Source organism: Acidiphilium sp. C61, assembly GCF_905116885.1.
Lineage (GTDB): Bacteria > Pseudomonadota > Alphaproteobacteria > Acetobacterales > Acetobacteraceae > Acidiphilium.
The window spans coordinates 1,491,708-1,513,515 of sequence record NZ_CAJHNI010000005.1 but is presented as its reverse complement, the minus strand read 5'-3'; the positions used below and the strand labels follow the sequence as shown (position 1 = coordinate 1,513,515).

The following is a 21,808-nucleotide window of genomic DNA, read 5'->3' as shown; positions in this document are numbered from 1 at the left end:
CGGGCTTCGCTCTGGGATTTTCAATTTGACTCGTCGGTGCGTGCGATAACGGCGCTCACCCGGTCGATTTATTTCCATTACACGACATGAATATGAAAATTATATTTAAATATGCATATCTGGCATGAATCAATTTTGCAGCATTCGTTGCATCGACATCGAGGCGGCTGAAATTTCGGTCGAGCGCACAAGTTCGGCCGGGCAAGGCTTTGCATGCCGGGTGCGGCGGCGCTCACGAGACGTTTATTGCCGGCTTTCGTGGTGGGCCTTGCGATCCTGAGCCGGCTTGCCCATTCCAGCGTGATCCGAAATCAGCAGGGATCTGGGTGCCTTGGGACTTGCACTAACCTTCATGCGTCTGGACGAAGACCGCTATTACGGGACCAAGGTTCCCGAAATCACCGTTTCGTTCTGGGTGGCGAAGATCATTTCCACCGCGATGGGCGAGGCAACGTCGGATTTTCTCGTCTTCCACACCAATCCGTATCTCGCGGTCGCTGCCGGCGGGATCGGCTTCCTGCTCGCGCTCGCGCTGCAGTTCGCCACGCGGCTTCATGTGCCGGCGGTGTATTGGCTGCTGGTGGTCATGGTCGCGATTTTCGGGACCATGGTGGCGGATGTGATCCACGTCGTGCTCGGCGTTCCCTATGCGATATCGACCGGCCTGTTCGCGGTGAGCCTGCTCCTGATCCTGTGGGGGTGGAAGGCGAGCGAGCGGAGCCTTTCGATCGATACCGTGGTGACGCCGCGGCGCGAGGCGTTCTACTGGGCGACCGTGAGCGCGACTTTCGCGCTCGGCACCGCGGCCGGCGACCTGACCGCCGCGACATTCGGCATGGGCTACCTGAATTCGGCCATCCTGTTTTCCATCCTGTTCGCGCTGCCGGGGATTGCGTATGTCGCCTTCGGCCTGAACGAGGTCGCCGCGTTCTGGACCGCCTATATCATGACCCGGCCGATGGGGGCCTCCTTCGCCGACTGGTTCGACAAGCCGGTGCAGACCAGCGGGCTTGGTTATGGCACGCCGGATGTGGCACTCGTGCTCACCGGCGGGGTCGGGGTCGCGATTTTGTATATCTGCCTGCGCTATCGCCGGCAGCGCGAGGCCATCGCCACATCTGCGCCGTGATGGGGACGCGTCCGGGCGGGCGGCGTCAGAACCGGACCTTGACGCCGGCGTCGAGCGCGTTCGAGGCCAGGCCAAGACCGTCGATCGTCGCGGTCCAGCCGGCCTGCCAGCGCCAGGCGCCGGCGAGGTCGCCCGCGAGGGAAAGGCCGACGATCCCCTCGTTCGCGGGCATGTCCTGGCCGTAGCTGCGGAAGGCCGCGCCCGGTGTGCCGGTGAAGCTGGCGGTCATGAACCGGGCATTGTCGATGGTGTGGCGCCAGGCGAGCGTTGCGTGCAGCGCGATGACCCGCCCCATGGCGATGATATCGTCATTGGCCCGCAGCCCGGCGGTGGCGAAGGCATAATTCGCCGACTGGCCGCGGATGAGCAGGCCGAAGCCGTTGCCGCCGGTTTCGCTGGTGGCGCCGCTGTCATAGCGGATGTCGGTGATCGAGAGGAACGGGTCGAGCCCGTCCACATTGTAGCCGACCTCGCCGGCAGCGGCGATCATGTTGTCGCTGATCGTGCCGGCCACGCCGAGGGTTGAGCTGGCGGTGTAGATCGAGCGGTGAACCCGGCCGTCGATCCAGGAATAGGCGAGCTGTGCGGCGGCGTAGGGGCCGGTATCGCCACCATACCGGGCGTAGAGATCGGCGGTGTTCACATCGTCGTTGCCCCGGCCGCCGACGCCGGAGAGGGAACCGGAATAGGAGATGTGGCTGATCGCGCCGCCCAGCGAGAGGGCGCCTTCGACTAGGGTGTCGAACCCGGCGGTGAAGCCATTGCTGCTGAACTGGACGGCGTCGGAGCCTTTCGTGCCGAAGCGGCCGAAATCGCCGACATATTGCAGCCAGGTGGTCGTCTTGCCGGGCGTGCCGGACAGGGCGATGTGCTGCGCGGTCGTGTCCAGCAGCGACAGTTCGGCCGAGGCCCCCACCGTCCGCATCGTCGGGTAGGCTTCGCCGGAGACGCTGGTGAGGGAGGCCTGGGCCTGCTGGGTCGTGGTCGCGGCGAGGATCTCGCCGGCGGTCCTGATGAATTCGGCCGAACGCGCCGAGCCGGCGGTGGATGTCGAGGTTGCGTATTCGAGGCCGCTCTGGATCGCGGCGCCGCCGGCGACCGAGGCCGTCGTCGCGCCGGGCATCACGCTGGCGACCTGGGCGACATTGGAGGCAGCGACGGTTGCGGTGACGGTCGTCGGCCCATAGGCGAACTGGCCGACGGTGTAGAACACCCCGGCCCCATAGGTCTGGGCAGTGAATGTTCCCGCGATGGTGCCGGCCCGGATGAAGATTTCGGTTGCCTGCGGCGTGTAGGAGGCAGGTGGCGCCAGCACCTGCGCGTTGCCGGCGAGCTTTGCTGTGCCGGTGACGGTGAGCGGCGTGCCGATGGCGATCGCGGTATTGGCGCCGGATTGCGCCGTGTAATTGCCGTTGATGGTCAGGCCGGGGGCGCCGCCGACAGAGCCCTGGCTGATGATCGTGCCGTTGCCCACGGAGACGTTGCCGGTGACGGTGCCGGAGCCGCCGAAGGTGCCGCCCGTGACGGTGACGCCCGATGCGAGGCTGCCGGTGAGGTTCAGGTTGCCGCTGCTGACCGTGGTGCCGCCGGTATAGGTGTTGGCCGCGGCGAGCGTGAGGGTGCCGGTCGTGCCCGAGAGCGCAAGGCCGCCCGATCCCGCAATCGGGTTGGCGAAGGTCGACTGCGCGGCGCCGATATCGGCGGCGAAGGTGCCGAAGGCGAAGGCCGCCGGCCCGTTGACCGCGGCCGCGGCGTTGATCAGCCCCCAGCCATAGGTGCTGTTCGGTCCGGTGCCGGCGCCGAGATGGGTTGCCGTCGTCAGGATGGTGTCGGTGACGTTGGCGGGCGTGAACCACGGGAATTTCTGCCAGACCAGCGCCGCCGTGCCGGTCACGATCGGGGTCGCGAAGGAGGTGCCGACCCCGTAGCCGGTGACGAACGAGGTGCCGGCGACGATCGGGATCTGCACGTAGCCGGGTGCGGACACGCACCATTGTGCCGTGACGCCGCAGGCGTCAGACGAGGGATCGAGGCCCGAGACCTTGCCATCGGTGCCAATATCGACATTCACGGCAACAAGCCATTGCGGCTGCAGCGAGGGTGTATAGACCGGAACCTCGGCCTCGACGCTGATATCGCCGGGGTTGGCCGGGTTGTTCCCCGCCGCCCAGACATACAGGTTGTTGGCGGGAAGGGCGGAGAACAGCGTGCCCACCGCCTGGGATGCGGACTGCGCGGCCGCGGCACTGCTGTAGTCGCTGGCGTTCTCGCCGACGGAATTGTTGAACAGGTGGACGCCCTGGGCCTGCAGGTCCTGATACGGCTTCGTATAGAGCTGGCAGGCGCCGGTGGAGTCGCAGATCTGGGCTGCATAGACGGTCGCGCCGGGGGCGACGCCGCCGGGGAAGAAATTCGTCGGGCCGGAATTGTTGCCGTAGGTGCCCTGCTGGTAGCCGGCGAGCAGTGCTGTGACGACGGTGCCATGGCCGAAGGGATCGTTCGCCGAGGCGAGATTGTTGGCCGAGACGGTGGCGTTCCCCAGCGCGGTGTATGAATTGAACCAGGCGATGCGGCCGCTCAGCGACGAGACGGAGGTGTTCACCCCGCTGTCCAGCACGCCGATCGCGACGCCGGCGCCGGTGATCCCCGCCTGCAGGACGGGGAGAACGTTGGTCGGCGTGTACTGGTTGAAGGTTGGATAGACATTGGTGCTTTGCGGGCCGAGATAGACCGAGATCCCGCCGATATTCGTCGCCGTGGCCGATGCGCCGGCGCCTGCCCCGGCGGCATTGTTGCTTGGCGGCGGGGGGGTCGGCTGGCCGGATATCGACGAGGAACCGCCGCCTCCGCCGGAGCAGGCGGTCAGGCTGAGAGCGGTCGCGGCGAGCAGCAGGGAGCGCCTGGAGAGGATCATGATCCAAAGTTTACGGCCAGAATCTTAATGATTTCTGAGTCCGGGCGCTGATATCGGGCCTAAAAACAGGGACGGGAAATCAGTCCCACCCCGTCGCGCCCACCCCGTCGCGACGGGGCGGGGCCAGCTTCATTGCGGCCCTTAGCATCATCCGATCGGATGGAACCACCTGATCGAATAAAGATGCTCAAATTATTAAAAAGATAGAGCAAGGCCGGTTCTTGCAGGGGCGGGAGCGGGATTTAAAAAGACATCTGGAATTCGTCACGCCGATGGCGGTCGCTGCCCGTCCGGGTTGCAGCGCGTGACACGCGGGGAAACGTCATGTCGAAAAACATCGTCATTTGCTGTGACGGGACTGGCGATCAGATCGAGGCGACGCAGACGAATGTGTTGAAGCTCTTCCGGATCCTCGAGAAGACCGACAACCAGGTGGTCTATTACAGCCCCGGTGTCGGCACGGTCGGCGCTTTCGATACCTGGCAGCAACTGAAGTCGGACGTGAAGGAGTTTCTTGGCGTGGTCGCCGGCTATGGCCTCGACGATGCCGTGCTCGATGCCTACCGGTTCCTGTGCAGCCAGTACGAGCCGGGCGATGCGATCTGGCTGTTCGGGTTCAGCCGGGGCGCCTATGAGGTCCGGGTGCTGGCCGCGTTCATCTACGTGATCGGCCTGTTGCCGCCGGCCCAGCTCAACCTCGCGGGTTATGCGTTCACGGCCTTCAAGAAGGCGAGCCGGGACAGCCACAGGACCCGGCGGGTCGAGGACCAGGCTGCGCTGCGCGCCGCGGCGCCGGAGGCGGAGGTTGCGGCCGGCCTGCCGGCGGCATGGGAGTTCCGGCGCGTCGCCGGCGGGCGACCGGTGACGATCAGGTTCGTCGGGGTCTGGGACACCGTGTCCGCGGTCATCGTGCCGCGCCGCGACCGGCTGCTGCCCGATTTCCAGACCCTTCGCTTCACCCGGACGGACCCGGGTGTCGCAATCTTTCGCCAGGCGATCTCGATCGATGAGCGGCGGCGCATGTTCCGGCTGCTGCCCTGGCGCGAGCCCCAGACCTTCAAGCCCGACCCCTTCAGCGACAGTGGCCGCACGGCGCAGGACACCAGGCAGGTGTGGTTCGCCGGGGTGCATGCGGATGTCGGGGGCGGTTATCCGGAGGCAGAGAGCGGAGCATCGAAATATCCGCTGTTGTGGATGATCGAGCAGGCGAGGCATGCCGGGTTGCAGATCAACGATGCGATGTTGGACGAGGTTGCGCGTGGCGAGGCGCGCGCCGGCGCCAGGCGGGTCTATGCCGCCCCGTCGCCGGAGGCGAAGCTGCACGACTCGCTCAAGGGTTTCTGGTGGCTGTTCGAAATCATTCCGAAACGCCTGAAATGGCGCGAGTGGCCCGGACGGGCCGGGTTTCTCGGCGTCTATCTGCCCCTGGGCGAGCCTCGGCTCATCCCGGACGATGCGCTGATCCACCGCTCCGTGGCCGCGCGGATGGCATGCGTGCCGGCCTATCGCCCGGTGAACATGCCGAAGACGCCCGACTGGACGGACTAGAGCACTTTCCGATCCGATTTGATCGGATGTAGTGCTCTAGCATATTGATAAGTCGAGCATCTTTATCCGATCAGATGATTCCATCTGATCGGATGATGCTCTGATGCCGCGGCCCGGCGGGTGCAGGCCCGGGGTCGCGGCGGCGGCAGGTCAGGCATGACGGTGTCCGAGCAGCGCGCGCGTCTTCGGGTGCGCGGGCTGTTCGAACAGGGCGGCAGGCGGGCCGTCCTCGACGATGCGGCCGTGATCCATCACGATGATCCGGTCGGCCACGTTGCGGGCGAAGCCCATTTCGTGCGTGACGATCATCATCGTCATGCCGTCCTGCGCGAGATCGCGCATCACCGCCAGAACCTCGCCCACCATTTCGGGATCGAGCGCCGAGGTGGGTTCGTCGAAGAGCATGACCGCCGGCTGCATCGCGAGGGCGCGGGCGATGGCAACCCGCTGTTGCTGCCCGCCCGAGAGTGACGAGGGCATCGCCCTTGCCTTGTGGGCGAGGCCGACGCGGGCCAGCAGCGCCTCGGCCTGCGCCACGGCTTCGGCCCGGGGCCGGCCGCGCACCTTCATCGGCGCGAGGATGATGTTGTCCAGCACGTCGAGATTGGCGAACAGGTTGAAGCGCTGGAACACCATGCCGACATCGCGGCGCTGGCGGGCGATGTTGACCTCCCGGTCTTCGACCAGCTTACCGTTCTGCTCGCGAAAGCCGATCAGGCCGCCATTCACCACGATGCGCCCGCCATTGATCGTCTCCAGATGGTTGATGCAGCGGAGCAGCGTGGTCTTGCCCGAGCCGGAAGAGCCGATCAGCACCACGGTTTCGCCACGGCGGACGCCGAAGCTGACGCGGTCGAGCACTTTCGTGTTGCCGAACCGCTTTTCGACGTCCTCTGCCTCGATCAGGAGCGGCTGCATCAGGCGGACTCCGGCAGTGGGGTGGGGACGATATGTACCGCGCCATGGTCGGACGGGCGGTCCATCCGGCGTTCGATCCTTGCCATCACCACGCCCCAGATCGTCGTCAGCGCGAGGAAGTAGATGGCGAGCACGGAATAGAGCTCGAAGGTGCGGAAGGTCGCGGAATTGATCGTCTCGGTCACGAGAAGCATTTCAGAGACACCGATGACGCTGACGAGCGTCGAGTTCTTGAGCATGATGTTGAACTGGTTGCCGATCGGCAGCAGCACCACCCGCAGGGCCTGGGGCAGCACCACATGGCGAAGGATCTGCCAGGGCACCATGCCGAGGGATTTGGCGGCCTCGGTCTGGCCGCGATCGATCGCGTCGATGCCGGCCCGGAATATCTCGGCCATGTAGGCCCCTTCGTTCAACCCGAGTGCGAGAATGCCGGCCTGCACATTGCCGGCGAGGGTGATGCCGCCGAGATGGATGTCATGGAAGCGGATTATGCCGGCGGCGGCGAGGCCGGTGTAGATGAAGACGATCTGCACCAGCAGCGGCGTGCCGCGCATCAGGAAGATATAGGTGCGCGCCAGCCATTGCAGGGCGCGCATCCGGGATCGCCGGGCGAGGGCGGCGGGCAGGCCGATCGCGAGGCCGATCGCCTGCCCGCCGATGCTGATCATGATCGTCAGCCAGAGACCCTGCAGGAAGGCGCCGCTCGGTTCCAGCAATTGGTGCCAGAAATAGATCCAATCGAAATGCACAATGATGCTCCGCGCTCAGCCATGCTTCAGCATGTCGATCCCGAGATCCCATTTCCGGAAGATCGCGGCGTAGGTGCCGTCCTTCATCATGCCGGCGAGCGTGAAGCTGATCGCCTTGTTGAGCACGGTCTCGTCCTTGCGGATGCCGATGCCGGTCGCGATCGTGAAATAGGGCGGCCCGCCCATCGCGAACTGTCCCGGCGCCTTGTGGATGTAGTAGCGCGCGGTTTCATAGGCGACGCCATAGGCCGCCACCTGGCCGAACTGGAGCTGCTGCAGGGCCTGGGTGTTTTCGGGGAACATCACGATGTCGATCGGCGTTTTCCCGGCGGCGTGCAGTTTCTTGTTCGCGGCGTCGAGCAGCACCGTTGCCGTGGTGCCCGTCACGGTGGCGACTTTCTTGCCGGACAGGGTCTCGAGCGAGGGGACGGGCTTCGCGCCCGGTTTCACGAGAACGGCTTCGTGCGAGACCATGTAGGGGATTTCGTCGATCACCTTCAGCCGGCCCGGCTTGATGAACAGCTGCGACATGATGATGTCGCAATGCGAGGCGAGCAGGGCGGGAATGAGGCCGGCGAAGGGCATGTTGATCCATTCGGTCTTCACGCCGAGACGCTTGGCGACGGCATCGCCGAGGTCGATGTCGAGCCCGGATGGCTTCGTCGCTTCGTTCATGAACTCCATGGGCGGCAGGTTGACGGCGCTGCAAATCCGCAGCGTGCCGGATTTCGCGATGCCCGGCGGCAAGGCGGGCGATGCCGCATGCGCGCTGGCCAGCCCGGCAAGTCCGGCGCCGGCCAGCGCGCCGATGGCCCGGAGCAGCGGTCTCATTCGGATCATGTGCAGTCTCCATTCACAAAGGGGCGGACCTGGTGACGAAATTGTCAGGATCAGTCCGAATGGAGAAAAATTAGGCTATTCGATCCTGGTCGCCAACATGAAAATGACAAAAATTATGCGGTACTAGAGCAATATGACTATTAAATCATCAATTATGGATGTGTTTATAGACGAGTGATTAAAAGAAAAGCGATTGGATTTGTTTCAGGGCGATATGTCGGCAGGGCGGGTCTTCGGCAGGACGATACCGGATCGGAGAGCGGGGGAATCGCACCAGCCATCAGGCGGGGCGTATCCGGCGGCGCGTCTTTGCGTTGTCCGAGGGGAACGATCGGGAGTCGACCGATGGTCGTCTCGCGGGTCGCTTTCTTGTCCGTCGAAGACGACTTCGACCAGTTCGCGAGGTTTTGTCGGATCGGTGCAGTCGCAGGACCAACTCGATCAGCTTGTCTTTATACAGTCGCTACAGGCCAGTCCGGCCCATCCCCTCTTCAATACAAAGTTTTAACCGTTGGCAAGAAGACGATTTTATGTTATAAATGATGACACATAGTAAATTAATACTTAACAAAATCGATAAACGCACGAGGTCTGATTTTTGATGCATCTTGGGTGGCAAGATACGCCTCTACCGAGAAGCTGAATTTACATGGAAGTCCCGTAGCGGAACCATGAGAAGCCATATATCACCCACACCGGAGTTCATTTGCAATGGCATTATTTTCATTTTTTTAAAAATCAAGACGTCTATGCCGAATTAAAAAATGAATTACACGATGTTAAAGAGCGGTTGAGGGTGCTCGATAATTTTGCAGGTGTTGGTCTTTGGCAGATTGTAATTTATCAAGGTGATCCCACTCATCAAAATATTCGCTGGACATTTTCGCCGGAAATGCGCCGCTTGCTCGGATTTAACAATGAGACGGACTTCCCTGACATTATGACTTCATGGTCTGACAGGTTACATCCGGACGACGCCGAACCTACAATCAGCCATTATATCGCACATCTCGCCGATCATAGCGGGAGAACGCCTTTTGATTTTTCCTACCGGCTGAAAACGAATGACGGATCATACAGGTGGTTCCGCGGGACGTGCGGAACCTTGCGCGGGCCCAACGGTGAACCGCTGCGATCCTGCGGGTCTGTCGTCGATATTCATGCCCAAAAGGTTGCTGAAGAGGCTCAAGCGTTGGCGAGCCAAGCTCAGGCAAAAACCGTCGCGCAACTCGCGACTGCGCTGAAGCAGCTTGCGAACCAAAATCTGACGTTCCGACTGAACGAGGAATTTCCTGAAGATTATGAATTATTGCGTCTGGACTTCAATTCGGCAATTGGAAATTTGGAAGAAGTAGTTTCCGCTGTAAATTCCACTGCCGCGTCGATCTATTCTGGAATTCTCACGATGTCGGCTGCATCGGATAATCTCGCAAGCAGAACTGGACAGCAGGCTGCGAGCCTGGAAGAAACTGCCGCGACACTTAGTGAGATCACCTCGACGATCAAGAAATCTGCGGACGGCGCAGCGCACGCACGTCAGGTCGTCTCAAATGCTGATAAAGACGCCAGGAACAGTGCGACCATCGTGAACCAAGCCGTCGGCACGATGCAGAATATCGCATCCTCCGCACAGACCATCAATCAAATCATCGTCGTTATGGACGAAATTGCATTCCAGACAAATTTGCTCGCCCTCAACGCCGGCGTTGAGGCTGCGCGAGCCGGCGACGCAGGACGCGGGTTCGCCGTCGTGGCCTCCGTGTCAACGGCGGATCAAAACCAGGCCGGCGTGGCGGCGTAAAAACCAGCCACTGGATTGTGACGTGACGGATATGAGAACGGCCCCTGCAGGGGCCGTTCTCATATCCGCAGCCTGCTTGGCGGTGGGTATCAGCTGTCGTTGATTTCGCCGGTCTCAGGATCATGAGGCAGGTCGTCACCGGTCTTTTCGATATCTTTCCGGCGCCGGGCGCGGGATTGCTTCAGGCGGTAGCTTTCGCCGTTCATCTCCAGGATCTGGACGTGGTGCGTGAGACGATCGAGCAGCGCGCCGGTCAGCCGTTCGGCGCCAAAGACGCTCGTCCAATCCTCGAAGGGCAGGTTTGAGGTGACGATGGTCGAGCCGCGCTCGTGCCGCTGGCTGAACACCTCGAACAGCAATTCTGCACCGGTCTGCGACAACGGCACGTAACCCAGTTCATCGATGATCAGGAGTTTGAGACTGGCAAGCTGCGCCTGCAGTCTCAGCAAACGGCGCTCGTCCCGTGCCTCCATCAGCTGGTGCACCAGGCCAGCCGCCGTCATGAACCCCACGGACAGTCCGCGCTGGCAGGCCGCCAGACCAAGAGCCAGAGCGACATGCGTCTTGCCGGTGCCGGAATTCCCGAGAGCGATGATGTTGTCGTGGGCATTGATGTAGTCGCAGCGCGCCAGATCGAGCACCAGCATCTTGTTCAGCGACGGGATCGCGGTGAAGTCGAAGGTATCGAGGCTTTTGACCGCCGGGAAGTGCGCCGCACGGATCCGCCGCTCCACCAGCCGGCGTTCGCGATCGAGCAGTTCCAGCTCCGCCAGCCGCAGCAGGAATTTCGGATGATCCGCGCGATCCTTCGCGCACTCGGCAGCGACCTTGGCATATTCGCGCAGGAAGGTCGGCAGCTTCAACGCCTTCAGATGATGCGCCAGCAGCACCTGCGGCGTCTCGATCGCGCCGCTCATGCCGCGTCTCGGCTCAGCAGGACGCCATAGTCCGCGGCAGAGGTCATCCGCACATGCGCCGCCGGCAAATAGGGATAGCGCGTCAGGTCCAGCTGTGCCGGCCGTTGCTCGACCCGTGCCAGAACCAGCTGCTTGACCGCGTCAAAACCGATCGCGCCAAGCCGCATCGCATCATTCACCGCGGCCGAGACAACCGTCTGCGGAAACACCTCCATCAGCCGCAGGATCTGGATGAACTCCCGCTTCCCGCGCTTCCCCATCCGCGCCTCCAGGAGTCGCCGGATCCTCTGAAACCCTTCCGGCAGAGCCCAGTTCTGCAAGGGGGCCGCCTGATCCAGCGCCCCAGGCTTCTGCTCGATCAGCGCCAGATAATGCAGCGGATCGAAGATGAACTCGCCGCGGCCATACACCCGCTCGTGGCGAGCGATGACCTCAGCTCCGGCCACGACCAGCACCCGATCGACGAAACCTTTGACCAATACGTCCCGGAAGGCATAGCTCGCCGGCACCGAGTAGTCGTTCATCCGGTAGCGGACCAGCGCCGTCGACGAGACCCGCGCCGGCTTCTTCTCGCAGGGCTCGAACGGTCCCGCCGGCAACACCCTCAATGCCGCGAGGTCGCGCAGCAACCGCTCGCCAATCGTCTCTTCATGGCGTCCGGCATGCTCATCCTGCCGCGCCAGACAGCGCGCTTCCAGCGCCGCGTTCAGGGCATCGAAGCTCACCGCATGCGGCAGCGGCGTCATGAAGCGCCGCTGCGTATACTTCACCAGACCCTCGACTTTACCCTTGTCGTTACCTTTGCCAGGGCGGCCAAACCGGTCCCTGAACAGGTAGTGGCTGATCAACTCCGTGAAGGCGCGCGTCCGCGTCCGTTGGCCATCGCCAAGAATCCGCGCCACCGCCAGCTTCGTGTTGTCGTAGAGGATCGACAGCGGCACCCCGCCAAAGAAGGCAAAGGCCGACACGTGGCCGTCCAGAAACGCCTCCGTCGTCTCCGCCGGATATGCCTTCACGAACGGGGCATCCGAGTGCGGCAGGTCCATGCAGAAGACGTGCATCACCGTCCGCACACCGCCGATGAAGCCAATGCACTGGCCAAAATCCACCTGCGCATGCCCCGGCGGATGAGACAGCGGCACGAATGCCTCGCGCAGCCGCAGCCGGGCCGGACGGACGTAATCCTTCACCACCGTGTAGCCGCCCGTATAGCCGTGCTCGTCGCGCAGACGCTCAAATATCCGCTGCGCCGTGTGACGCTGCTTCACCGGCGCCCCCCGATCAGCCTCCAGGATCGCGTCGATCACCGGAATGAAAGGCCCAAGCTTCGGCTTCGCAGCAGGCCGCTCGCGCCGATATCCTGGAGGCACAGAGAACCGGCAGATCTTCGCTACCGTCTCACGGTTCAGACCAAAAACACGCGCAGCCTCCCGACGGCTCCGCCCCTCGACAAATACAAATTGCCGAACCGCCGCATAAACCTCCACCGAATACATCCCCCGTCGCCTCTCCCTCCATTCCGAAAGAGGCAACTCTACAAGTGGCCGGCTTTTGCCCCGCCACGCAGCAGCATTATGCCGCCGCTACATGGCCTACTTTTCCACCGCCGCGTACACGACGATGCGGCAATCGGGGGCCATCCCGGCGAGGGCCATGAGCCCGTGACCGAGCACCATCTGGGAGGCTTCATCGATACAGACCAGATCGAACAATGGAGCGGTCGGGCCGTCGACCGTCGGTAGAACTCCGGAGTTGATGAGACGGTGGAGCGACCAGATGGTCGCGCCGATGACGGCCCTGCCGCTCGCAATCTCCTGCGCGAGGTCGGCTTCGTCGCCGCGCCCGAGCACCTGCACGCCGGACGCCAGACCGCTGCTCGGCGGCGAACCAAAATATATGGGATCTGGCGCGGCAGCGTCATGGACGGCTTGTCGTTTCGATGCCGCGTCGAGAACGTTGCCGACCGCATTCTTAGTGAAGGCCGTGACGAGCGTGCGCGCCGGGCGCCCATTCGCCGATCGCACGGCGCCAAAACTGGCAATCAGCCACGAAAGGAGATGGGTCTTTCCGGTGCCTGGTGGCCCAAGAACGAGGCCCACTCGGTGGTCCGCAAGGCCACGCCAAGCGGCGTCCTGAGCAGGCCGCAGCGAATGATCGCCGGTTGCTGCGATGGAGGGAATTGCGAAGCCATCAAGGCCCTCGACCCATAAGTCACGATCGGTTGCCGTCGCTGCGAATCTGGTAGGGCTTCTGAGGAAGCTCAGGATGTCATCGCGTGTCGTCATGGCTGAACCTGCGCGCCCAAGAAGGTCAGGAAATTGTCGACTTTCGCCGAATTGAAATCGACAAAGCTCTGATCCAACCACCAGCCATCTTGGCCGGCGCGGCGCTTGACCTCCTGAAAGAAGGGGCCGTTGAACGTCGGCCGAAACATCCGGACCCTTAGAAAATTCGGTGGGTCGTTTGCCCAGGGATTCATGAGATCGCATCGCATGCTGGACCATAGGCGAGGCTCGAGGACCAAATCGGGTTCGCCATTACTGAGGATCAGCCCGAAGGCGCCGGACGAGAGATCCGCATCCTCGGCCTCACGAGGTATAGCGAAAAGAAGGAAAGCCGAGCGGCCCTTTTCGCTGACATTGATAAGGCGCATTGGACCGATCGCACGACCTGTGTCCCTGCGGACACGGGTCGGCCGAGCAAGTTGGATCATTGTCTCCAGGAGACCCGCGCGATTTTCGAGGAGTTCGAAGGCTCGCAGCACGTCAAGGTCGCCCGCAGCGAGCGGATTAAAGGTTGCCTGCAAGCGGAATGGCTGCTTTTTGAGTCGCAGCATGGGCGACTTGGACGCGGCCATGCGACGCTGGTGCTCGGCCTTCAACCAATCGGCGATTGCCTGGCTCGCCGTTAGTCGAGCCCTCACGTCCTCCCGTATGGCGTCCACATCTGGACCGCGCCCCCGCCCTTCGCGCAGATGGCGGCTGACATCGAGCGCCAGCAATGAGGAGAACGGGCGCTCAAAAGCCTGGGACGGTGAATATGCCTCGGAGATCAGACCAGCCCGCTGAAGAGCGGCCGACACTTGACGGAGGTCGTAGGAGACCGTCACGGGCAGCGAGAGAAGTTGCTCGACGACGCTTCGAAGCGCGGTCGCCGGAAGATGCTGCATCCCGCGAAATTCCGGCTCGGGAACCACCTCGTCGGGTGGGAAGAGGCGGACCATGTGCAGCAGACCCGTCCGGACGCGAGGGTCTTCCAGGTGACGCCTCACGGCATTCTGGATCGCGAGAGCTTCGGTCGTCTCATACAGGAAGATATGGGCGTACAGGCCCGTAGGATCCGTTGGATCACCAATGGCCTCGTTGTGGGCATCGATCGCTTCAAGGTCGGCGACAAGGTGCCCGAAGACGGAGACCAATGCGTTTGCCTCTCCGGCGCGGTCCGCTGTCGGCATGACTTCGATTCGCTCGCGCACACCAGATGAGTCTACGTATCGATAGCCAAGGGTCACCAGCGTGTCGTCAACAGGGTCGTTGTCGGCAACGAGATAGATCGCTGCATCGGTTCGGGGCGGCATGAGAAAGGTGTGCGGCTCGGTGCCGGGCCGGACATTGTCGTCGCGGAGCGCCTTTGCGCGACTGACGAGTTGATCGGCCCGTCTCGAAAGGGACCAACCCGCGCCGTCGACGCGGCCAACGCCGGCACCGAGTTCGGCGAGTCCAGCCACCGTGCCTATACCGATCGATAGGAGCGTTCGCTTCGCTTCGTGGGTAAGTCCAGCAACGGCAGAAACGTCCCGCGTCCGCGCCGACCTATGCGGCCCTACGGCCTCAATGCAATGCGGCAAATAAGCGCATTGCTCGCATTTGAAGTAGACATGGAAGAACGTCTCATCACGGCCTTGGGCGACGACCTTGTCCGCGATCGTCGGCAGAGTCGTTCGGCAAAAGTCCTCGACCAGCCGCAGATACGGCTTGAGCGCGAATTCTTCCGAGGTCCATCGATCGCCCTCGGCATCGCCGTCATCGGGAATCCGCCAGATTTCGCCCATCGGTTCGACTGTTGCGCCGACGCCGAGTTCTGCCAGCGTCGCACGCAACAACATGACATAGAAGGCCACCTGCGTCTTGTGAAAGGCGCGCGCTGCTCGGGTCGCCTTGATGTCGATCACGGTGAAGTGGAGGCCGGTTGGCCGAACCTCACGCCGGATCAGATCGGCAAAGCTTCTCCGGAGCTTGATATCGGCCCCGCCGAGGAATGTCGGTTTGCCTCGGGGACGTAGATTCACCTGCGCCGCGTAGGTCGCCGTGCCCTGCCCCTTCAGAAACGCAATAGCTTGACGCTCGAGCAGCCCCTCTTCGCCGTGAGTCGGACGAAGCACGCCGGTCGCTCGAGCTAGTCGCGTGACAACCCGATCTTCGTAATCGACGCCCAGGGTCGTCCAAGGTTGCTCGCGCTGATCCTTGGCGACCGGGATAGCCGCCAGTTCGGTAGGGTCCATTATTTCGTAGCGAGTCTTCCGCTCGCAGCGATACTGGAACCAGGATTTGATCGTCGAACCACTCAGCCCAGCAGCCATGGCCCCCCCTTACCCACCGGCCACCCGGTGAGTGTTGCGTCAAGTTGGCGTTTTGGTATGTCGACCAGCCCTTCATTCTAAGATCACAAGCCGGGCACTCACCACACCCATAACCCCGTTCGTGAAGCTCGCTGTGCCCCAGAGATAACAAGGCCATCGTACGCGATCATCTGCGTTGAGCCCAACGGCGCGAAATTCCGCGGCGTGCGCGTCAGGATGATCGACATCTATGGGAGCGGCGTCGCGGCCGTGGCCTGCGGTTGATGCCGACGTGCTTCGGCCTGCTCGAGTCAACCCGACGCGGCGCTGGCAGTCACGTCTGGCGGCATCGCACACGCGCGCAAACCTTGATTGTCGGAAATCAGTGTATACCATGTAGACTGTACCTAGACTTGCCTACAACCGGACGCAGATCAGCATCCTCCCGTGCGGGCCAAATGTGAACCGAATAGGAGTGCTCCGGGTGGTGCATATGCACGTCCCCGTCTTTAAGGCCTCTCATTGGCTTGTCGACATAGCCGGCTATGAGAAGCCTACTTCGGGCTTCTTCTACAGGAAGGTCAATAAAGGTATCCCACTTATTCTCTGTAACTGGAAGGTTTCTGTTGCGTTTGAAGTGGCGCTTTCGGGCTTTATATTTATTTGTAAATGCAGCTCTTTCTTTTTCTTCCTCATTGAGGTCAACGCACCTGTCATCAAACTCGTTCTCGAAGTCGCGCTGCCGTTCCATGTGATCTTTGAAGCCGCGCGTGAATCTGGTCATTTGCTCATCCCTCGGACGGATCGTTACCCCGCATTTATCACTGAGTTCGGCGCATTCAGGCTTAAATTTCTAAGAAATTCTCGGCGCAACAACGGCTTTTCTCGAAATCAGAGCCCCCCAATGCCGACACTGTATGCCCGCGTTCTTCGAATTTCCATCGGGCTCCCGTGACGTCTCCCGTGGCGAAAGTGGTCGACGGGGAATCGGTCGAGAGGTCCAGCATGTCGCCATCGTGAGGAGGCCCGGGCGAAAACGCAAGCCGACTAATTCGATGAGATCCGATAATAGCGCTTGCCGGATACGACTCAGAGGGCCGCCCACGGACCGAGGCGTCGGATCCCTGCAGAATGCCAGGTTATCCCCGCATTGGCCTTGGCACGATGCCCTGCGTGTCCGAAATTTTGGAATTCCTATTGCGTTCCAGGTCGTGTAGTGAGCCAATATGGTGTAACGCCTCAAGCTGATCCCACAGGCCGTGGGGACGTTGGTCGTTCCGGATGAGCGCCGGCGCGAATTCCTGCGGTTCGCGGGCGACGTGACAAAGGCCTACAAGGCATTGCTGCCCGATGAGCGCGCCGCGCCTTACCTTAGAAAGGTCGCGGTGATGCATACGCTTGCCGAAAGCGTGGGGGCGAAGCTGGAGCCGGCGGACATCGCAGCAGTCTCGGCCAGAATCGCCGCGCTGCTCGATGAAAACCTGGAAGGCGTCGCGATCCTGACCCCAATTGTCGACGGCGACACGCCCGAAGGACGCCGTCGATGCTAATGTCCGCGCTTGTGGTGGAAATTGTCTGACTGCCGTGCGTTGGATTGGCGCCGGAGGTCGGCGTAGCCGGCCGGAGGGGCCGATCCAACGCATGAGCCTGGGTTTAGGTGGCCATCGGATCGAGCGGCTACGGTGGAGTTGCGAAGCTTCACGCGAACCCGAGAGGACCCGATGACCGAAGACAGACTACCCTTGGCTGAATTGCTGGCGAAAGCCGGCGATGGAGATTTCCTGCGCAGTGTGGCGGAGGCCGTAGTGCAACTGCTTATGGAAGCCGACGTGGAAGGCCCGATCGGCGCCGGGCGCCATGAGCGCACTGGTGAGCGGACGACCTACCGCAACGGTTACCGCGATCGCTCGCTCGACACCCGGCTCGGCAATCTACAACTGCGCATTCCCAAGCTGCGGCAGGGCTCTTACTTCCCGCCTTTCCTCGAGCCCAGGAAGACGTCCGAGAAGGCCCTGGTCGCGGTGATCCAGGAAGCCTGGGTTGGCGGCGTCTCCACCCGACGCGTCGACGACCTGGTGCAGGCCATGGGGCTGAGTGGCATTGGCAAGAGCACGGTGAGCAAGCTGTGCAAGGATATCGACGAGCGGGTGAACGCCTTCCTCGAGCGCCCGCTGACCGGTGACTGGCCGTATCTTTGGCTCGACGCCACCTACCTCAAGCAGCGCGAGGGAGGGCGCATCGTCTCGGTGGCTGCGATAATCGCCGTGGCCGCTAATACCGAAGGCAAGCGCGAGATCGTCGGGCTGCACATCGGCCCCAGCGAGGCCGAGACCTTCTGGGCTGCCTTCCTCAAGAGCCTGGTGCGCCGCGGTCTGCGTCAGGTAAAGCTGGTCATCTCCGACGCGCACGAGGGCCTCAAGTCCGCAATCCGCCGCGTCATGCTGATGGCTGCGCGTGGGACGGCAGCAGCGTTTGCAGGCGGGCTGCCAGGTCACAGGTGCCGAAACCAAACTCAATTCGCCAGCACGCACCAGATGGCGCCAGTTCCATAGCTGACCACGCGATATGTCATGCCGCCGCGCAACTTCCGCAAACACCGCACCAAGCGCTTCCGCTTCCGCAACAATCCGTAGCTTGTCCTCATCCCGCCAGCGGCGCCGGCGCTCTACCCCCGTGATGATCTCCATCCGCACGCCGCCCCTTACCATGAATCAGCTCGTAGCAGCGCTCTTATGCACGGCTCCTTGCCGTACCGGCAGGCGGTTCAGACCGGATGGATACGCCTCGTCAGCGCCTCCGGGGTGTTCGCGATCCGGCCATACTCGCGCACGTCACCCCGGCCGCCGGTTTCTGCCAGCGCGACCGTGATCGTCTCCTTGTGCACGTCCAGCCCGATAAAGGTGATATGCTCTCCCATGACCCGTCTCCTATGCATCAAGGCTCGGCACCGGACCTCCCGGCGCAACCCTCGGAAACCTGCATAATGCGAGACGGGTTACCCCAATCTCAGGCGAACATCTGGTCTAGCCCATTCTGGATTATGAGAAGATGGGCTTGCCACTGGTCGACATTTCATGCTGACAGTCCCAATTTTCTGAGCAATCGTTTCGCCCAGTCCTTGCTTCTTTCGCTGTGGGTATTTCTCGGTATCAACGCCTTGGGTAGCCGTTCGCAGCGACAGATCGTCTCAAGGTCTTTTTCCTTCTCGCCAGACCAATGTCCGCCACTGTTGATCCAGCCATCGATCATCGTACGGACCGAGTTCTCGATCTGCTCCTCGGTGGTATCTGGCGTAAAGTGCATGGTCATCACGGAGAGTGCTGAAATCCCGGTCCTCTCGAAGTCGATCAGGACTATCGGAGGTTTGCCCGGCGGTTCTATTGTGACGAGCATCGCGACACGCGGCCGCGATCCCGTACTCGCGGCTGCGCGACCCTGCTCAAGTTGAACCAGCGTTACGGAGAAAGCCGCTCCGGGCCTCATGGCTCGCATGTGACGAACGGTCTCATCCAGTGCCACGAGATCGCCCATATCATGTAGGGGTGCAAGCGCAAGCGTCTTGAATTCCAAAGGAACGCGCCTTGCGGTTTCGCTGCGTTCGCCAGTTGTGACGTGGAACGCTTGGAGCGTGGATGTATCCGGTGCCTTCCTTGTCTCTTCGGCCTTTTTCTTGCGCGGCCGGGACTTTTCCGACCCTGCCCGTTGGATCTTCGCGACTTCAAAATCGTTCTCGAACACGCTGCGACGGCTCGGAAGGGATACAATTTTGGTGGTGTGATAGCTGCCGCTTCCGTCTTTGTCGTCGACGTCGATGTCGCGCTCCGCCGACGATGTCCGAGTTCCGTGCCGGTCATTGGAGCCGGGCACGTCTTTAGTGTCACCCCCAGCTCTCATCGCCTTGACGAAGCCGGGATGACTGTATTCCAGCTTCCGAAACGGGAGCCGACGGCCACCGATACAGGTCAACTCCAGTACCAGCCACTGCCTGCCGCGTTGGGTACCGCGGAACGTCCACAGGGAATTCTGGATCGAGGGCGGCTCAAACAGGACATACTCTTGACCCATCGAGAGACGTTGAATGCTGTCCCATGCACGCCTGGCATCCGGATCCAAGGCAATCCAGGCGAATTCCAGTGCGAAGCTACGGCTTATCGCGCGGGGATCGATTTCCCGCGTGAAACGGATCGTCGCAGTTTCGCTCCACCCGGGCATCAATGGTGCATACAGCTGCTCAAGGCCCGCCGGGCGCATCAATGCCAAGGCCAAGGCGCGGTTGTGGATGAACATTGCCCGGACCAGCTCGATCACCGGAACCAGCACGTCGCCTTTCGCTGTCCGATAGTGGAACAAACGCTGGGCGCGGTTTGTCCCCTTGGGCAGGGGCAGGAGTTCATGCGGGAGATCCGCGGACGTGAGGATTTCCGGTCGGCCCGTGTCCGGCACGATCGTTTCGAAATCGCTCCCCGGCAGTTCGTCCGTTCGCATTTGACCATGCTCGAACCAGATGCCGGGGCTTAACAAGGGGAACATCCCGATGGGCTCCTCTACCGGGATTAAATCATTCGTGCCCTTGACCCGGTAAACGACCCTAACGTTCCACTCGTTTCTCTCGTTACGAACCAACCCCCTCAGCCAAAAGACTTCAACGGGATCCTTCGAGAGATCCGCGATCGACCGAAAGACGATCCGCCTCATGCGGTCGCCACCCAGGGCGTCTCAAAATGCTCGGCCAAAAGCGTCTGGACCAGGTGTTCGCGCGCGGATGTCAGACCAGCCCGGCGCAGAACTCGCCAGGCCGCCAGGGGTTCACCGGCGCGATCCATCTCCCGGATGATGTGCCGGGTGCGGCGCTCCTGGAACTGATCGACCGACTCGACAACATCACGTAGACATCCCATTGCGTGTGGCAACTTCCCGGCTCGCTTGGCGAGCCACCCCCGATTCCAGGTCGTGCGTTCGATCTGCGATCGCGTGATCCGCACGGGTGGCTCCTGCGTCAAAAGGTGCAGGGTCGCCAGCAAAATCTTTATTCCAGCTTCGCGATCAACAACATCCCAGTCTCGACGAAAATGCGGGGAAGCTGAGCGTCTGCTGACTGGCGGTACTCGTCGATGGGATGCCGTGGTTCGACCGACGCATGACGCAGCCGAGCAGTAACCTGGCGGCGTCTTCCACCGCGTGCCTATGCCCAGTTCGACGGCCAGCTTGACTACCGTCTTCGGGTCCAGCTCAAGCCTACGCGCCACGCTTCGCAGCGATATGCCGGAATCCACCGCCTCTCTCAGTGCAGGCGCCAACAATGGGCCGTAGGCCTGAAAGCGCGGTGGTCCGAGAACTTGCCGTTCCAGGAAGAGACTGCGGGTGTAGATATACCCGCATTTGCAGGCGAACACGCCGACCAGATGACCATGGTTTCGGTGGATTCTCACTTCGGAAATTGTCAGCCTGCTCCGATGTGGCGCCAGGGGATTCGGACACTCCCAAGGCCCGTCGCCGAATGGCACGTCAATTCGCAGCTGACGGTCGAGAAAATCCTGGAGGAGCACGTGCTGGAACGGATGAAACGCGTGTCGGTGTTTGCGTGACATCGCTGTAAGCCAGGGACCGGGGCGAAATGCCCCGACGGTCAGTTCCGGAAGTAGCCGAAGGACACCCGCATAATTTTCGAAAAATGCCTGTTCGAGCCGTCGCTGGTCCAGCCGTCCGGAAGACAGGGTCAGCCCAGATCGCAGCAAGGCGCCACGGTAGTGTTTGCTCCACTCTTGCGTAGTTCTGATTGGGCCGGGCTTCTCGAGAAGCGCGCGGCTCGCGCCGGCCAGGCGCTCAAGTTTCGTCAACAGGAGGTAATCATTTCCGGCGACAAGATCCGGCGAATCGTTCGGGCAGCTGCGCTTGGTGGCCGCGACATAGATGTGGCGTCCGAAGCCGGTCAGCGATACCGCACTGGCCTTCAGCGGACAGCCGTGCGTTGGGCAGACAAGAACGCCAGGCAACTGGTGGTCGCGGCGCCAATAGGGTTCGCCTGGGCATTTTTCCATCTCTGTCAGACAGGCTGGGCAGAACCGCAGCTGAGTTACGTGACCGGCCCGAAATGCGGCTATGCCCAGGCGAAGCAGCATCCCATTCGTAACACCATTCCGCATTGCCGCTCGGACGCGATTGACCACCCCTGGTGGCTGGAACGCGGTATAGTACGGGAACAAGGTGAGTTCCTCGATGACGCGGTCAACCGTCCATCCGGAGCCCGGCGGGAGCCGATCCACCAGGGACTGCAAATGGCCTGGAAGATCTACACTCGCAACGACAAGGCGGTGGCCGTACAGGCTCTCCATGGATTGAATCGAGGAGGGGGCGCCCATGTGTCGATGGTAGCGGGCCAGTACGCTGTACAGCAGTTCTCCCGGATAAACCTGCGGGAAATACGCGAGCAT

Annotated in this window: 15 protein-coding genes and 3 pseudogenes; 6 read left to right on the top strand and 12 right to left on the bottom strand. The window is 62.0% G+C overall.

All coding sequences use genetic code 11. The annotated features are described in order from the left end of the window. The first annotated feature begins 352 nt into the window (after positions 1 to 352). A complete protein-coding gene (locus HUW10_RS09940) occupies positions 353 to 1,129 on the top strand; it encodes a hypothetical protein (RefSeq protein ID WP_174503349.1) in 777 nt (258 codons plus the stop codon). A gap of 25 nt (positions 1,130 to 1,154) precedes the next feature. Here HUW10_RS09940 and HUW10_RS09935 read toward each other — a convergent pair whose 3' ends face one another. Beyond that, a complete protein-coding gene (locus tag HUW10_RS09935) occupies positions 1,155 to 4,043 on the bottom strand; it encodes a S8 family serine peptidase (RefSeq protein WP_174503348.1) in 2,889 nt (962 codons plus the stop codon). Between the two features lie 324 nt (positions 4,044 to 4,367). Between HUW10_RS09935 and HUW10_RS09930 the strand changes: the two genes are divergently transcribed. Continuing rightward, a complete protein-coding gene (locus tag HUW10_RS09930; RefSeq protein WP_174503347.1) occupies positions 4,368 to 5,591 on the top strand; it encodes a DUF2235 domain-containing protein in 1,224 nt (407 codons plus the stop codon). 150 nt (positions 5,592 to 5,741) lie between these two features. Here HUW10_RS09930 and HUW10_RS09925 read toward each other — a convergent pair whose 3' ends face one another. The 3 genes from HUW10_RS09925 to HUW10_RS09915 are packed head-to-tail and all read right to left on the bottom strand — an operon-like array spanning position 5,742 to position 8,101. After that, the gene (locus tag HUW10_RS09925; protein WP_174503346.1) at positions 5,742 to 6,509 is read right to left on the bottom strand and encodes an amino acid ABC transporter ATP-binding protein; all 768 of its coding nucleotides are present in this window, start codon (positions 6,507 to 6,509) and stop codon (positions 5,742 to 5,744) included. Then, entirely contained in the window at positions 6,509 to 7,261 is a 753-nt protein-coding gene (locus HUW10_RS09920; protein ID WP_174503345.1) for an amino acid ABC transporter permease, read from the bottom strand. The genes HUW10_RS09925 and HUW10_RS09920 overlap by 1 nt, the downstream gene beginning before the upstream one ends. 15 nt (positions 7,262 to 7,276) lie before the next feature. Then, positions 7,277 to 8,101, bottom strand: a complete 825-nt coding sequence (locus HUW10_RS09915) for an ABC transporter substrate-binding protein (RefSeq protein ID WP_174503344.1) — start codon at positions 8,099 to 8,101, stop codon at positions 7,277 to 7,279. 706 nt (positions 8,102 to 8,807) lie between these two features. Here HUW10_RS09915 and HUW10_RS09910 point away from each other — a divergent pair. Further along, a complete protein-coding gene (locus tag HUW10_RS09910) occupies positions 8,808 to 9,902 on the top strand; it encodes a PAS domain-containing methyl-accepting chemotaxis protein (RefSeq protein ID WP_174503343.1) in 1,095 nt (364 codons plus the stop codon). 89 nt (positions 9,903 to 9,991) lie between these two features. Here the strand turns inward: HUW10_RS09910 and istB are convergent, their stop codons facing one another. From istB to HUW10_RS09890, 4 genes are all read right to left on the bottom strand, one after another. Then, the gene (istB, locus tag HUW10_RS09905; RefSeq protein ID WP_174503342.1) at positions 9,992 to 10,819 is read right to left on the bottom strand and encodes an IS21-like element helper ATPase IstB; all 828 of its coding nucleotides are present in this window, start codon (positions 10,817 to 10,819) and stop codon (positions 9,992 to 9,994) included. Beyond that, positions 10,816 to 12,315 (bottom strand): IS21 family transposase, encoded by a 1,500-nt coding sequence (gene istA, locus HUW10_RS09900; RefSeq protein ID WP_174503341.1) that lies wholly within the window; start codon positions 12,313 to 12,315, stop codon positions 10,816 to 10,818. Before istA ends, istB begins: the two co-directional genes overlap by 4 nt. A gap of 96 nt (positions 12,316 to 12,411) precedes the next feature. After that, entirely contained in the window at positions 12,412 to 13,104 is a 693-nt protein-coding gene (locus HUW10_RS09895) for an AAA domain-containing protein (protein ID WP_174503340.1), read from the bottom strand. Continuing rightward, entirely contained in the window at positions 13,101 to 15,398 is a 2,298-nt protein-coding gene (locus tag HUW10_RS09890; RefSeq protein ID WP_174503339.1) for a hypothetical protein, read from the bottom strand. Before HUW10_RS09890 ends, HUW10_RS09895 begins: the two co-directional genes overlap by 4 nt. Before the next feature lie 463 nt (positions 15,399 to 15,861). Here HUW10_RS09890 and HUW10_RS09885 point away from each other — a divergent pair, with 463 nt between their 5' ends. From HUW10_RS09885 to HUW10_RS09875, 3 genes and pseudogenes are all read left to right on the top strand, one after another. Beyond that, on the top strand, positions 15,862 to 16,332 hold the full coding sequence (locus HUW10_RS09885; RefSeq protein WP_217425395.1) for a hypothetical protein: 471 nt from the start codon (positions 15,862 to 15,864) through the stop codon (positions 16,330 to 16,332). 304 nt (positions 16,333 to 16,636) lie between these two features. Next, the gene (locus tag HUW10_RS09880; RefSeq protein ID WP_174503337.1) at positions 16,637 to 16,927 is read left to right on the top strand and encodes a hypothetical protein; all 291 of its coding nucleotides are present in this window, start codon (positions 16,637 to 16,639) and stop codon (positions 16,925 to 16,927) included. A 171-nt stretch (positions 16,928 to 17,098) separates the two neighbouring features. Continuing rightward, a pseudogene (locus HUW10_RS09875) lies at positions 17,099 to 17,818 on the top strand (IS256 family transposase); the annotation flags it as partial. A gap of 120 nt (positions 17,819 to 17,938) precedes the next feature. Here HUW10_RS09875 and HUW10_RS09870 read toward each other — a convergent pair. The 4 genes and pseudogenes from HUW10_RS09870 to HUW10_RS09855 form a co-directional block, all read right to left on the bottom strand. Beyond that, positions 17,939 to 18,064, bottom strand: a pseudogene (locus tag HUW10_RS09870) (transposase); the annotation flags it as partial. Positions 18,065 to 18,153: 89 nt separating this feature from the next. Next, a pseudogene (locus tag HUW10_RS09865) lies at positions 18,154 to 18,294 on the bottom strand (IS110 family transposase); the annotation flags it as partial. A gap of 155 nt (positions 18,295 to 18,449) precedes the next feature. Continuing rightward, positions 18,450 to 20,072, bottom strand: coding sequence for a hypothetical protein (locus HUW10_RS09860; RefSeq protein WP_174503335.1), 1,623 nt, complete (start codon positions 20,070 to 20,072; stop codon positions 18,450 to 18,452). After that, positions 20,069 to 21,808: a TnsD family Tn7-like transposition protein gene (locus tag HUW10_RS09855; protein ID WP_174503334.1), complete on the bottom strand. Its 1,740-nt coding sequence runs from the start codon at positions 21,806 to 21,808 to the stop codon at positions 20,069 to 20,071. The genes HUW10_RS09860 and HUW10_RS09855 overlap by 4 nt, the downstream gene beginning before the upstream one ends.

Excerpts from the sequence above, each read along its gene's own strand:
- HUW10_RS09925 (WP_174503346.1), bottom strand. The coding sequence starts at position 6,509 with ATGCAGCCGCTCCTGATCGAGGCAGAGGACGTCGAAAAGCGGTTCGGC.
- HUW10_RS09935 (WP_174503348.1), bottom strand. The coding sequence starts at position 4,043 with ATGATCCTCTCCAGGCGCTCCCTGCTGCTCGCCGCGACCGCTCTCAGC.
- HUW10_RS09860 (WP_174503335.1), bottom strand. The coding sequence starts at position 20,072 with ATGAGGCGGATCGTCTTTCGGTCGATCGCGGATCTCTCGAAGGATCCC.
- HUW10_RS09915 (WP_174503344.1), bottom strand. The coding sequence starts at position 8,101 with ATGATCCGAATGAGACCGCTGCTCCGGGCCATCGGCGCGCTGGCCGGC.
- istB (WP_174503342.1), bottom strand. The coding sequence starts at position 10,819 with ATGAGCGGCGCGATCGAGACGCCGCAGGTGCTGCTGGCGCATCATCTG.
- HUW10_RS09895 (WP_174503340.1), bottom strand. The coding sequence starts at position 13,104 with ATGACGACACGCGATGACATCCTGAGCTTCCTCAGAAGCCCTACCAGA.
- HUW10_RS09940 (WP_174503349.1), top strand. The coding sequence starts at position 353 with ATGCGTCTGGACGAAGACCGCTATTACGGGACCAAGGTTCCCGAAATC.
- HUW10_RS09890 (WP_174503339.1), bottom strand. The coding sequence starts at position 15,398 with ATGGCTGCTGGGCTGAGTGGTTCGACGATCAAATCCTGGTTCCAGTAT.
- HUW10_RS09855 (WP_174503334.1), bottom strand. The coding sequence starts at position 21,808 with ATGCTCGCGTATTTCCCGCAGGTTTATCCGGGAGAACTGCTGTACAGC.
- istA (WP_174503341.1), bottom strand. The coding sequence starts at position 12,315 with ATGTATTCGGTGGAGGTTTATGCGGCGGTTCGGCAATTTGTATTTGTC.
- HUW10_RS09930 (WP_174503347.1), top strand. The coding sequence starts at position 4,368 with ATGTCGAAAAACATCGTCATTTGCTGTGACGGGACTGGCGATCAGATC.